Below are 12,868 nucleotides of genomic sequence, written 5' to 3'. Positions count from 1 at the left end.
ATCGGTTTTTTTAAAGATTATGTTAAATATGCCGTTATTCCGCTATTTCTTCTATTAACTCTTCTACTCATTTTATTTTTAAGAATCAATAAAACTCCTAATAAGCCGGTAAGTGGCTGGCTTTTTTGACAGTTTGTAAATATAGTTGATTGTTTAGAAATTTGCATTGTTCGGTTAAAACGGAAGTGGGCTCTGCTGGGGAGCAACCCACCAGGGATAGATCGAACCGACGAAAATGAAAGTAAGGCGCATATATTGCGTCTTTCTTTTTGTCTATTTTCCGAGCTGTATTCCTTAGAAAACCCATTTTTTCGTTAAATCGATGATCAGATTATGCGGCATATTCATTTGGCGTTTGATATTTGAGAGCCTCATGAGGCCTATAGCTATTGTATTCTTCAACCCATCGATCTGTGATTTCCTGCGCCTGTGCTACTGTGAAAAACAGGTTGGAATCCAATACATCCTCCCTGTAGGTTTTATTGAATCTCTCGACAATTGCGTTCTGCTGGGGTTTGCCTTTTTGGATCTTAATCCAATCAATCTCATTTTCCTCCAACCAATTCTGGAACAATCCCGAAGTAAACTCTGGGCCATTGTCGGTTCGTATACCCAAAGGTTTGCCATATTCATCGATTGCTTTCCCTACTATTTCAATGACCTTCCTTGAAGGCATATTTCTGCTGATTTCTATTTTTAAACATTTCCGGTTGAATTGGTCTATTAAATTCAAGGTTCTGATCTTACTGCCGTTTACCAAACAGTCTGACATAAAATCCATTGCCCATTCCACATTCGCAGCCATCGGTAGCTCAATGGGATTTGCGGGATTGTTAAGCCGTTTTCTTTTCAACCTTTTATAAAGTGAGAATCCTTCATTTTCATAAACCCTCCTTATTTTTGAAGAACCCAGTTTGGGATGCTTTTTCCTGACCTTAACTATAACTTTTCGCCTTCCCAAACGAGTTGTGCCCACCACACTTTCAATCGCCGATTTTACTTCTGCGTCTTTTTGAGGCATCCGCTTTTGATAATATTTCTTTGTTCTGGAGCAATTGAAAAGTTTACACGCCTTAGCATAGCTCAACTCCGGAAACTTCTCCTGAATAAGAATTAAGCACTGCTCTTTTTGATAAGGCGTCACCACTTTTTTGAATTGACTTCCTTAAGAACATCAATGGAGAGCTGTTGCTCGGCCACAATTCTTTTAAGCCTCGCATTTTCCTCTTCCAGCTCCTTTACCCGGTGTAACTCCGAGAGGGTCATCCCTCCGTATTTGCTCTTCCAGTTATAGAACGTAGGTTCAGATATGCCGAATTCACGGCAGATTTCACTCACCTTTTTGCCTTCATCCTGTGATTTGAGCACCTTCAATATCTGGGATTCTGTAAATCTTGACTTTTTCATACTCTTTTGCGATTTGTAAAGTTAAAACTCTAATTTTAATCTGTCGCAAAAAAGCAGCCCTGTACCCCTTTACCATAACACAAAGTCCAGGAACATTGAACTCCGTTTTCATATTGAGTAATTGAACACAAACGTCCATTACCACAGTCAGTATTACAATCAGTTACGGGACAATTCGCTTCAGTAATCCCTACAAATAATATTACTGACATAAATAATGAAAATACAATTTTTTTGATCACTTTCAATTAATTTAAAATTTGTTATATCTCAACTAAATACAATTAACTTCTAAAGAAGTACCATAAAACAATTGATCAATCCTGCTAGCACTATAAATTTATTAAAAAAAAAAAATCAAAAACCAAAGAAAATAGTAAAAAAAAGAGGCTATCCCTCTTTGAGATAGCCTCTTATTAATATGATTTTAGTTCTATCAAACATTCTCACTGCTTACTACAGCGGAGAAATATTCCCTATTCATCCTGGCAATATTGGTAATGCTGATGCCTTTTGGACATTCTGCTTCGCAGGCACCGGTGTTGGTACATGCACCAAAACCTTCTGCATCCATTTGAGCAATCATCTTTTCCGCCCTTTCTTTCCGTTCTACCTGCCCTTGAGGAAGCATTGCCAATTGGGAAACTTTCGCAGAAGTAAACAGCATGGCAGACGCATTTTTACAGGCCGCTACACATGCGCCGCATCCGATACAGGTGGCAGCATCAAATGCTTCGTCCGCGATTCTTTTAGGGATTGGAATCTCATTGGCATCCGGTACACCGCCTGTATTGACAGACACATAACCACCTGCTTGGATGATGCGGTCAAAAGCTGACCTATCCACGACCAAGTCTTTCATCACAGGGAATGCCTTTGCCCTCCAAGGCTCAATGGTGATAGTTTCTCCATCTTTGAAAGACCTCATATGCAACTGACAAGTAGTTGTCTGCAAAGGCCCATGTGGCTTCCCATTGATATATAGGGAGCACATTCCGCAAATACCCTCACGGCAATCATGGTCAAAATGCACAGGGTCTTCTCCTTTTTCTGCTAATTGTTCGTTCAGTACGTCCAACATTTCCAAAAAAGACATGTCTTTGGAAATATCGGAAACTTTATATTCTCTAAAACCGCCTTTGTCGACGTTGTTTTTCTGTCTCCAGATATTTAAAGTTAAATTCATGGCTCTTGTGCGTTTTATGCTAATAAATTACTTATAACTCCTTTGGGTCAACTTCACATTCTCAAACACAAGTGGTTCTTTGTGTAAGACCTCTTCCTCATCCTCACCCACATACTGCCAAGCGGATACATAAGCAAAGTTTTCATCATCCCTTAAAGCCTCCCCTTCAGGAGTCTGGTATTCCTCTCTAAAGTGTCCCCCGCAGGATTCATTCCTATTCAAAGCATCATCTATCATCAATTCTCCCAATTCCAGAAAGTCTGCGACTCGGTGGGCTTTTTCTAAAGATTGGTTGAGCTCTTCATTGCCACCCAAAACATTTACATTGGACCAAAATTCAGTCTTCAACTCCTTGATCATGGACTTGGCTTTTTTCAAACCTTCCTCTGTCCTGGCCATTCCACAATAATCCCACATGATTTTACCTAAACGCTTATGGAAATAATCTACGGTTTTCTCACCGGGTATATCCAATAATTTTGAAATTCTATCCTTTACTTCCTGCTCTGCTTTTTGGAATTCAGGGTGGTCCGTATCGATTTTAGCATAAGGCGTTTGGGCGAGATAATCCCCAACAGTATAAGGAATTACAAAATACCCATCTGCTAGTCCCTGCATCAAGGCAGAGGCACCTAACCTATTGGCTCCATGGTCTGAGAAATTTGCTTCTCCTAAAGCATAAAGTCCAGGAATATTGGTCATCAGGTTGTAATCCACCCAAAGTCCACCCATGGTGTAGTGAACTGCTGGATAAATCTTCATAGGTACCTTATAGGGATTTTCGCCCGTAATCTGCTGGTACATATCAAAGAGGTTGCCATACTTGGCACGAATCAGTTCTTCGGTATCTCTTTTAATGGCATCTCTAAAGTCAAGGAAAACAGCCTCTCCGGTTTCATTTACTCCTCTGCCTTCATCACATACATACTTGGCATTTCTGGAAGCCACGTCTCTTGGCACCAGGTTACCGAAGGAAGGGTATTTTCTTTCCAGGAAATAATCCCTATCTTCTTCTTTGATGTCATTGGCAGTGATTTCACCTTTTCTAAGCTTTTCTGATATTTCCTTCGTCGCCGGAACCCATACCCTACCATCATTTCTCAAGGATTCTGACATCAGGGTTAATTTGGACTGATGGTCACCGGAAACAGGAATACAGGTTGGGTGAATTTGGGTAAAGCAAGGGTTTGCCATCAAAGCACCTCGCTTATGTGCCCTCCAGGCAGCCGTCACATTGGATCCCATGGCATTGGTGGAAAGGAAGAAAACATTGCCATATCCACCAGTACATAAAAGTACCGCATGTGCACTATGGGATTCGATTGCACCTGTAATCAGGTTTCTGGTGACAATTCCACTTGCTTTGCCATCCACAACCACCACATCCATCATCTCAGTTCTTGGATAAAGTTTTACTTTACCATTTGCAACCTGACGGCTCAAGGCAGAATAAGCACCCAACAAAAGCTGCTGACCGGTTTGACCTCTCGCATAGAAAGTTCTGGATACCTGTGCTCCACCAAAAGACCGGTTGGCCAAAAGCCCTCCATATTCTCTGGCAAATGGTACACCCTGTGCTACACACTGATCAATTATATTGACAGAAACTTCTGCCAAACGGTACACATTGGCTTCTCTTGCCCTATAATCCCCACCCTTGATGGTATCATAAAATAAGCGATAAACAGAGTCACCATCATTTTGATAATTTTTGGCAGCATTAATTCCTCCTTGGGCTGCTATGGAGTGTGCCCTTCTTGGACTGTCCTGAAAGCAAAAAGCTTTCACATTATAACCCAATTCTGCCAATGATGCAGCAGCTGAGGCCCCTGCAAGGCCTGTCCCTACTACGATCACATCGTACTTCCTCTTGTTGGCAGGGTTTACCAGCTTGATGTTGAATTTATGTCTGGACCACTTTTCTGCTAAAGGACCCTCTGGAATTTTTGAATCTAAAATCATACTCAATTGTGTTTAATTCATGTTGATGAAATAGATATAAATAGGCATGCTTGCAAAAAGTGCTGGTACAATAATGCTGAATGCCAAACCTAATTTTTGTATTGCAGGTGAATATTTGACGTGATTCAAACCCAAGGTCTGAAAAGCACTCTGAAATCCATGAGAAAGATGAAGACCTAAGAATCCCATGGCCACCACATAAAGGGCAACTAGCAATTCTGATTGGAAAGCGAAATTGACTATGGTATACAGATCTTTATATTGCTCTCCCCCGTAGCTTACTACAGGCATGTCACCCCAATGCATTTTGTACCAAAAGCCCTGCAAATGGACGGCTAGGAAAATCAAAATGATGGTACCTAAAATACCCATATTTCTTGAATTCCATGATGAATTGGTAGATGCCTTGCTGTTTGCATATGCCACTGGTCGCGCTGATTTATTGTATTTCGTTAAGATGATGGAATAAACCACATGTGCGATCACAGAAATATAAGTGAGATAGGACAGGATTTTAACAGCAGGGTTTGTCGTCATAAATTTAGCATAAATGTTAAACGCCTCTCCTCCGTCATTCTTAAATAACAAAGTGTTCCCGGAAACATGTCCCAAAAGGAAGATAATCAGAAACAAGCCTGTCAAGGCCATCATTAATTTTCGGCCTAAGGTGCTGTTTAAGGTTTTGGATACCCAACTCATATACTTTTTCTTAAATGTTAGATTAATATTTGGATTTTTCTACGAGGCCAAATTTACATTCGGAAAACTTAGCAAACAATCCAGAAACCAACCTGACACTTATTTTAAAACGTTCTAAATAACTCGCTTTCCATCTTATTTTAGCATCATTTTATATCTTTTTAACCAAGTGTTTATTTTTATTGTTTGAATATTTGGGATATTTTAATCCCGATTTAATTACTTTCGTATAAACAGTTACCTAAGCTGAAAATTCATGAAATTGAGAATAAGCCTATTATTGGTTTTTTTATTAATGCTAAGTGCTTCATTTCCTTCAATGGCTACCCATATCAGGGCTGGTGAAATTACCGCTGAAAGGGTCAGTACACAAGCTTTAACCTACAGGATTACGGTGGTAGGTTACACAGATACGCGTTCAAATGTGATTTTTGGACCTGGCGATATTAATTTCGGTGATGGTAGAGAAGTCAGGTTGAATACCGAAAGTGATTTCGTTACAGTAGAATCCTTAGGCAACCAGATAGAAAAAAATACTTTTGTAATCACACATACCTACCAAGGCCCGGGGCAGTATATTATTCGATTTAGGGAATTCAATCGCAATGATCAGACCTTAAACATGGACAATTCCGTGGATACTCCTTTTTATGTAGAGACCATGATTACAATTGACCCGTTTATAGGAATCAATAACTCTCCTGTACTGACTATTCCTCCAGTCGACAATGGGGGCGTCAATGTCAGATATATCCATAACCCAGGTGCTTTTGATCCAGACGGTGACAGTTTGGCCTATTTTTTTGATGAAATTACCGTTAGACCACGTCAGGGCTTCCAACGTTTTGTCAATAACTACAGAAGTCCTGCATCCAATGAATTCAGTTTCAACAGAGAAGATGGCTCTACACCGCCATTTATTTCTATAAATCCCATTACCGGTGATTTGATTTGGGATGCTCCTGGACTTGCAGGACAATATAATATAGCCTTTCAGGTTCAGGAATGGAGAAAAATTGGAGGCGAATACCAAATGATCGGTTATGTGATCAGGGACATGCAGATCATTATTGAAAACACCAATAATCAAAGGCCAGAACTTATTTTGCCTCCTGATCTATGCGTAGTGGCCGGGACTAAAATTGAAGAAATCATTCAGGGATCAGATCCAGACGGTGATCCCATAAAAATAGAAATATTTGGAGACCCCGTTGAGATCAATACCTCACCTGCCACGTATTCTCCTGAAGGCGTATTTCAATCTAGCCCTGGAATCATTGATTTTGAGTGGCAAACTGTTTGTAGCCATGTGAGGGAAAGAGAATATCAGGTAAGAATACGAATTTCTGACCAGCCCAGATCAGGGCCTTCTTTGGTAGATATAAGGACCTGGAACATCAAGGTGGTCGGCCCGCCTCCAATAATCGAAGACCTGGAACAGGAAGCCGGCCGTTCGGTCAATTTATCTTGGGAACCTTATTCCTGTGGTACCACTGCTGAGACAATGCAGGTTTGGCGAAGGCTGAATTCTGATCCTTATGAACCTGATTCCTGTGAAACAGGTATTCGTGCAGGTTATGAACTTATTGGAACCACCAACATGGGTGTATTTAATTTTCTAGACACTAATAATGGAGAAGGTCTAGCACCTGGAAACACCTATTGTTACCGCTTGGTAGCAGCTTATCCCCCACCAAGGTTAGGTGAGAGTATCGTATCAGAGGAAATCTGTATCACTATTGATGTGGATGTCCCAATCATTACTAATGTAAGTGTAGAAGATACAGATACAGAGAATGGTCAGATTTTTGTCCGATGGACACCTCCGTATGATATCGATAGAGAGCAATTCCCGGGACCCTTTACTTATGAACTTTTCAGAAGTGTGGGCTTCACCGGAAATCAGAATCGTGTCGCGCTTATCAGTACGACAGATACTTCATTTACCGATACAGGTATCAACACTGAAAATCTTGTTTATAACTACAAAGTCATTCTTAAAGAGAATAATACTGTCATTGACAGTTCAAGTGCTGCTTCTTCTGTAAGGCTAACTCCAACCATAATCAATGAGGCCATCCGGTTAAATTGGAACTTCAATGTGCCATGGAATAATACAGTTTCTGAATTCAAACATGAAGTTTATAGAAACCGTACTGACCCAGAGGCAGAAGATGAGGAAAACTTTGAATTGATTGCAGAGGTAGATCCTACCATTGATGGCTTTACATACCTGGACGATGGCAGTCACAATGGCGTAACCTTGCAGAGGGATATCGAATATTGTTATTTGGTGGTCACTAAAGGAACATACAATGTAGACATGATCGAAATGCCTTTGGAGAACAAATCTCAGATTGTATGCGCAAGACCAGATGATGACAGACTGCCTTGTCCGCCGGTATTGACTTTTGAAGGTCCTGAATGTAGCGAATACCTCTCCGATAAATCCTGTGGCTTCAACAGTTTTGTGCATGACCTAAGCTGGGAACCTGATTTCACTGGAAACTGTGATGATGAATTGAATGAATTCAGGCTATATTTCAATCCAGATGGAGAAGACGATGGGCAATTCAATCTTGTAGGAACTTTTTCTCAATTTGAATTTCAGACACGTATCAGCGACTTGAGCAATTATAGGGGTTGTTATTACATTACCGCAATTGACAGGTCTGGGAATGAAAGTGATCCCAGCAATATCGTATGTGTAGACAATTGCCCTTTTTATGAATTACCAAATACATTTACTCCCAATGGAGATGGGATAAATGACACATTCATGGCATTTGATAACCCCTTGTCAAAATGTCCAAGGTTTGTTCTGGGAGTTGAAATTTTTATTGTTAACCGTTGGGGTGTAGAAGTTTTCAACTACAATAGCCTTACAGCCACTGAAAACGATGTTTTCATACGTTGGGATGGAAGAGATAAAAATGGGAATGAGCTTCCTGCTGGCACCTATTTCTACAGCGCGACTGTGCTCTTTGACGTCCTTGATCCTTCTTTAAGGGAAAGGAAGTTAAAAGGAACCATACAGATCGTGAAATGAGAATTCAGGATAAATATGATATCGTCCTATTCGATGGCGTCTGCAACCTTTGCAATGGAGCCGTTGATTTTATAATCAAGAGAGACAAAGGGCAAAATTTCAAGGTAGCTGCTCTTCAGGATGAAATGGTGAAAAAAATACTAGAATCCTATCAAATAGAGGGGGATTACCTTGATTCAATCGTACTTATAAGGGGTGAAAAAGTTTTTTACAAAAGCAGGGCTGCCTTGGAAATCAGCAGAAAACTGAATGCCTTATGGCCAATATTTTATGGATTGATCATTATTCCTGCATTTATCAGGGACCCAATTTATAATTGGATAGCCAGGAATCGTTATAAATGGTTTGGTAAAAAGGAAACATGCAGGCTTCCGAATGAAGAAGAGCAAAATAAATTTCTTTCAGAAAAGGATATCAGTGAATGATTTTCATAAATGACAAGCTATGGAAATTAAAACTGTTTTTGAAAATAATAATACATGGATTAAGGAAAAGCTTTCTCAAGATCCGAATTACTTCCAAAAGCTTTCTAAGGGACAACAACCTAAAATCCTTTACTTTGGCTGTTCGGATTCAAGGGTGACGGCAGAAGAACTTATGGGAGTAGCTCCTGGAGAGGTTTTTGTGCATAGAAACATTGCTAACCTGATTATAGGTGTAGATGTCAATGCCATGGCTGTTTTGCATTATGCAGTAGACCACCTGAAGGTTAACCATATCGTTTTGTGTGGCCACTATTTTTGTGGAGGGGTCAAAGCGGCCATGCAGGCTCAAGATCTTGGGGTCTTAAACCCTTGGTTGAGGAACATTCGGGATGTATATAGATTGCATCAAAAAGAATTGGATGCAATCACAGATGAAAATTCCCGTTATAACCGCCTAATTGAATTGAATGTACAGGAACAGTGCATTAACTTAATTAAAACCGCAACTGTCCAAAAAGCTATAAAAAAAAGAGGTCTAGAGGTTCATGGTTGGGTTTTTGATATGGGCAGCGGAAAACTGATTGATCTCAAAATCGACTTCAAAAAAATTCTTTCCAAGATTATGGAAATCTATGATTTAGGAGAGTAAACAGCTTGCAGTACTCCACCAAGTTGACAGTATTTCAAAATATCTCATTATAGCATTAAGCTTATGTCTTACCATACCACAGGCCATCTATTTTAAACTAACTTTTCCATTATTTCAATTCTATTTATTTGCTGTTTCCATCCTTTGTCTAATCTTATAATTCTACACTGACCTATTGAATCCCGCACATTCATATTGAATTTCCTATATTTGCAACCTAAATCAACGCAATAATCATGAAAGCATATGTTTTTCCGGGCCAGGGGGCTCAGTTTTCAGGTATGGGAAAAGACCTGTATGAGCACAATGAAACCGCCAAATCACTCTTTGAACAAGCCAATGCCATCCTGAAATTCAGAATATCTGATATTATGTTTGAGGGAGGTGATGAAGAGTTAAAGCAGACCAAAGTGACACAACCGGCAATATTTCTGCATTCTGTAATTTTAGCAAAAACTTCTCCGGAATTCAACCCTGATATGGTAGCGGGACATTCTTTGGGCGAGTTTTCGGCCCTGGTTGCAAATGGAACACTTGCTTTTGAAGATGGATTAAAATTGGTATACCAAAGAGCTTTGGCCATGCAGGAAGCATGCGAAATAAATCCTTCTGGGATGGCCGCCATTTTGGGTCTTGAAGATGCAAAAGTTGAAGAAATCTGTGCTGCTATTGAAGGTGAAACGGTGGTCCCCGCCAATTACAATTGTCCGGGACAATTGGTCATTTCTGGTTCCAATAAAGGAATTGAAATTGCCTGTGAAAAAATGAAAGAAGCTGGTGCAAAAAGAGCCCTTCCCCTTCCTGTAGGTGGTGCATTCCATTCCCCATTGATGGAGCCAGCAAGAGAAAAACTACAAAAGGCAATAGAGGCAACCATTTTTCATCAGCCCAATTGTCCTGTTTATCAAAATGTCAGTACCAGAGGTATTACTGATGTAGAAGAGATAAAGAAAAATCTAATTGCCCAATTGACTGCTCCAGTGAAATGGACCCAATCCGTACAGCAGATGGTGGCTGATGGCGCCTTGGAGTTTATAGAATGCGGCCCAGGGAAGGTATTGCAGGGACTGGTTAAAAAAATCCACAGAGAAGCCGAAGTTTCCAGCATTTGAAAACCGAATCTCATTTAGCCCGGATATTCCGGGCTTTTTTTTCGTAAAGTTTTACCTCGGAAATATCCTGACAAATTCTTAATAGCTCCTGATGAGATTTGCCTAGAGAAGGATGAATAAAATCCGGTAAAATTTGAGACAAGGGTTCCAGTACGAACTTCCTTTTTTCAAGATAGGGATGTGGAAGAATTAATTTTTCTGAATTGATTGTTCTTTTGCCAAAATACAGAATATCAATATCCATGGTCCTGTTCCCCCATTTGACTTCCCGTTTCCGTTCCAATTGATTTTCTATTTCTTGTATACATTCCAGTACTTGCATAGGCTCCAATGCCGTTTGATACACAAGCACTTGATTCAGATAGTACCCTAAAGAACTCCCACCCCAAGCTTCTGTTTCGAATATGGAAGAAGCTATCAACTCTTTTCCTAACCTTTTCTCGAGCAGGTTTCTGGCTTTTTTGATCAACAGAAGCCTATCCCCTAAGTTACCACCAATAATTAAAACCAAATTTTCCATTATACTGTTAATCGAGGTCTATCAAACTTAAAAAAAAAGGCTTATTTTAGCTGAATAAATTAAAATAATATGAGATTTTTGGGTAATGTTTTGGCCGTAATTGTCGGTCTTTTGGTTTTTTCCGTGATGAGTTTTTTTATTTTCGCGGGATTGATTGCCATAATAGCTTCTTCGGAGGATGATGTGAAAGTTAAAGAAAATACAGTTCTTGTCATTAACCTTGAGGGGCGAGTACTTGTAGAAAGAAGCAATGAAGATGAACCTGATTTTTCTTCCCTCGGTTTGTTCAGTGGTATTCCAACCATAGGATTAAGTAACCTAAAAAATGCCATCAGAAATGCCAAGACCAATGACAATGTGAAAGGAATTTTTATTAAGCCGGGAACCTTTATGGCAGGTCAAGCTGGTATTAAAGAGCTCAGAGATGAGCTTCTGGACTTCAAAGAATCTGAGAAGTTCATAGTAAGTTATGGTGAAATTTATACAGAAAATGGTTATTACCTCAGTTCTGTTGCTGATGAAATTTATGTCAACCCTTCGGGCTTTGTTGAGTTCAATGGCTTTGCCAGTGAAGTGCTTTTCTTTAAGGGACTTTTTGAGAAAATCGAGGTAGAACCACAAGTTTTCAGGGTAGGTGATTTTAAAAGTGCGGTGGAACCCTTTTTATTAGATAAAATGAGTGAAGAAAACCGATTGCAGACAGCATCTTTTCTTAATGACCTCAATTTTTTTTCCTTAAATGAAATAGCCGAAAGCAGAGGAATTCCCAATGACAGGCTAAGAGAAATCAATCAAGGGATGTTGGTAAGAAAGGTAAAGGATGCAGAGGAACTGCAATTGGTTGATGGTCTTAGGTACGAAGATGAGGTGATCGATCTTATGAAAGAAAAGTTGGGGCTTGAAAAAGACGACAAAATTAACACGATCAATATTTCCCGAATCAACAGGGCCACGAAAAGTACTGGGAGCAATTCCAAAAACCGTATTGCTGTAATTGTGGCTGAAGGAGAGATTATGGGTGGGAGAGATGAATCCATCATAAGCTCAGAAAGGTTTAAAGATGAAATCAGAAAGGCGAGAAAAAATGACAATGTCAAAGCCATTGTACTTCGGGTTAATTCTCCGGGAGGATCAGCTCTTGCCTCTGAAGTTATCTGGAGGGAGTTGGAAGAAGCAAGAAAGGAAAAACCTGTCATTGCCTCTATGGGTGAAATAGCAGCATCCGGCGGCTATTATATTGCTGCTGCTTCTGATAGCATAGTCGCCCAGCCTAATACTATAACAGGTTCAATTGGCGTCTTTGCCTTATGGTTCAACGCCCAGGGCTTATTAAACAATAAACTTGGTATTACTACGGATGTAGTCAAGACAGGTGAATTTTCAGATTTCTTAAGTCCTACCCGAAGAGTTTCACAAATGGAACGCAATATATTCCAGGCTCAGATTGAGGAAGGCTATGATATTTTTCTTAGTAGGGTGGCTCAAGGAAGAGATATGAGCAAAGAAGAAGTAATAAAGGTAGCTTCTGGCCGGGTGTGGACCGGTAATCAAGCGAAAGAAAATGGATTGGTAGATGTTTTGGGAGGTTTAGATGAGGCCGTAAAAATAGCAGCTACAAAAGCAGGTGTCTCCGATGATTATAGGGTAGTATACTATCCCGAAATTAGGCCTTGGTTTGAAAGATTTCTCAATCAATTCTCCAATGAAGTTCAGGCCTATTACCAGCAAAAAAAATTGGGTAATTTTTACCCAATCTACGATCAGATTGAAAAGGTTAAAAAGTATGAAGGTGTCATGATGCGGATGCCCTACGACTATATCATTCAATAAAAAAGGAGCTGAAAAGCTCCTTTTTTTAT

At 39.9% G+C, this 12,868-nt stretch carries 11 protein-coding genes; 5 read left to right on the top strand and 6 right to left on the bottom strand.

Annotation, left to right across the window (positions count from 1 at the left end):
• Window positions 1-331: 331 nt before the first annotated feature.
• From QZT73_RS14190 to QZT73_RS14170, 5 genes are all read right to left on the bottom strand, one after another.
• Window positions 332-1,144 (bottom strand): IS3 family transposase, encoded by an 813-nt coding sequence (locus tag QZT73_RS14190; RefSeq protein ID WP_291788814.1) that lies wholly within the window; start codon window positions 1,142-1,144, stop codon window positions 332-334.
• A complete protein-coding gene (locus tag QZT73_RS14185; RefSeq protein WP_291788812.1) occupies window positions 1,141-1,407 on the bottom strand; it encodes a transposase in 267 nt (88 codons plus the stop codon). The genes QZT73_RS14190 and QZT73_RS14185 overlap by 4 nt, the downstream gene beginning before the upstream one ends.
• Window positions 1,408-1,843: 436 nt before the next feature.
• The gene (locus tag QZT73_RS14180; RefSeq protein WP_291784964.1) at window positions 1,844-2,593 is read right to left on the bottom strand and encodes a succinate dehydrogenase/fumarate reductase iron-sulfur subunit; all 750 of its coding nucleotides are present in this window, start codon (window positions 2,591-2,593) and stop codon (window positions 1,844-1,846) included.
• Between the two features lie 27 nt (window positions 2,594-2,620).
• Window positions 2,621-4,555: a fumarate reductase/succinate dehydrogenase flavoprotein subunit gene (locus tag QZT73_RS14175; RefSeq protein WP_291784966.1), complete on the bottom strand. Its 1,935-nt coding sequence runs from the start codon at window positions 4,553-4,555 to the stop codon at window positions 2,621-2,623.
• A 12-nt stretch (window positions 4,556-4,567) separates the two neighbouring features.
• Window positions 4,568-5,254 (bottom strand): succinate dehydrogenase cytochrome b subunit, encoded by a 687-nt coding sequence (locus QZT73_RS14170; RefSeq protein ID WP_291788809.1) that lies wholly within the window; start codon window positions 5,252-5,254, stop codon window positions 4,568-4,570.
• Between the two features lie 256 nt (window positions 5,255-5,510).
• Here QZT73_RS14170 and QZT73_RS14165 point away from each other — a divergent pair, with 256 nt between their 5' ends.
• From QZT73_RS14165 to fabD, 4 genes are all read left to right on the top strand, one after another.
• Window positions 5,511-8,303: a gliding motility-associated C-terminal domain-containing protein gene (locus QZT73_RS14165; protein ID WP_291788807.1), complete on the top strand. Its 2,793-nt coding sequence runs from the start codon at window positions 5,511-5,513 to the stop codon at window positions 8,301-8,303.
• Window positions 8,300-8,728 (top strand): DCC1-like thiol-disulfide oxidoreductase family protein, encoded by a 429-nt coding sequence (locus QZT73_RS14160; RefSeq protein ID WP_291784974.1) that lies wholly within the window; start codon window positions 8,300-8,302, stop codon window positions 8,726-8,728. Before QZT73_RS14165 ends, QZT73_RS14160 begins: the two co-directional genes overlap by 4 nt.
• 19 nt (window positions 8,729-8,747) lie before the next feature.
• Complete coding sequence (locus QZT73_RS14155; protein WP_291784975.1) at window positions 8,748-9,377, top strand: carbonic anhydrase; 630 nt, start codon at window positions 8,748-8,750, stop codon at window positions 9,375-9,377.
• A 236-nt stretch (window positions 9,378-9,613) separates the two neighbouring features.
• Window positions 9,614-10,489, top strand: coding sequence for an ACP S-malonyltransferase (gene fabD / locus QZT73_RS14150; RefSeq protein WP_291788804.1), 876 nt, complete (start codon window positions 9,614-9,616; stop codon window positions 10,487-10,489).
• A 10-nt stretch (window positions 10,490-10,499) separates the two neighbouring features.
• Here the strand turns inward: fabD and folK are convergent, their stop codons facing one another.
• Window positions 10,500-11,009, bottom strand: coding sequence for a 2-amino-4-hydroxy-6-hydroxymethyldihydropteridine diphosphokinase (folK, locus tag QZT73_RS14145; RefSeq protein WP_291788801.1), 510 nt, complete (start codon window positions 11,007-11,009; stop codon window positions 10,500-10,502).
• Window positions 11,010-11,078: 69 nt separating this feature from the next.
• Here folK and sppA point away from each other — a divergent pair, with 69 nt between their 5' ends.
• Window positions 11,079-12,839 (top strand): signal peptide peptidase SppA, encoded by a 1,761-nt coding sequence (sppA, locus tag QZT73_RS14140; RefSeq protein ID WP_291784981.1) that lies wholly within the window; start codon window positions 11,079-11,081, stop codon window positions 12,837-12,839.
• Window positions 12,840-12,868 lie beyond the last annotated feature (29 nt).

It is taken from the genome of Cecembia sp. (genome assembly GCF_007126775.1).
GTDB lineage: Bacteria > Bacteroidota > Bacteroidia > Cytophagales > Cyclobacteriaceae > Cecembia.
Note: the sequence above shows the minus strand (reverse complement) of the source record. Positions and strands in the feature narration are given on the sequence as shown.

Excerpts from the sequence above, each read along its gene's own strand:
- QZT73_RS14185 (WP_291788812.1), bottom strand. The coding sequence starts at position 1,407 with ATGAAAAAGTCAAGATTTACAGAATCCCAGATATTGAAGGTGCTCAAA.
- QZT73_RS14180 (WP_291784964.1), bottom strand. The coding sequence starts at position 2,593 with ATGAATTTAACTTTAAATATCTGGAGACAGAAAAACAACGTCGACAAA.
- QZT73_RS14175 (WP_291784966.1), bottom strand. The coding sequence starts at position 4,555 with ATGATTTTAGATTCAAAAATTCCAGAGGGTCCTTTAGCAGAAAAGTGG.
- QZT73_RS14170 (WP_291788809.1), bottom strand. The coding sequence starts at position 5,254 with ATGAGTTGGGTATCCAAAACCTTAAACAGCACCTTAGGCCGAAAATTA.
- QZT73_RS14165 (WP_291788807.1), top strand. The coding sequence starts at position 5,511 with ATGAAATTGAGAATAAGCCTATTATTGGTTTTTTTATTAATGCTAAGT.
- QZT73_RS14160 (WP_291784974.1), top strand. The coding sequence starts at position 8,300 with ATGAGAATTCAGGATAAATATGATATCGTCCTATTCGATGGCGTCTGC.
- QZT73_RS14155 (WP_291784975.1), top strand. The coding sequence starts at position 8,748 with ATGGAAATTAAAACTGTTTTTGAAAATAATAATACATGGATTAAGGAA.
- fabD (WP_291788804.1), top strand. The coding sequence starts at position 9,614 with ATGAAAGCATATGTTTTTCCGGGCCAGGGGGCTCAGTTTTCAGGTATG.
- folK (WP_291788801.1), bottom strand. The coding sequence starts at position 11,009 with ATGGAAAATTTGGTTTTAATTATTGGTGGTAACTTAGGGGATAGGCTT.
- sppA (WP_291784981.1), top strand. The coding sequence starts at position 11,079 with ATGAGATTTTTGGGTAATGTTTTGGCCGTAATTGTCGGTCTTTTGGTT.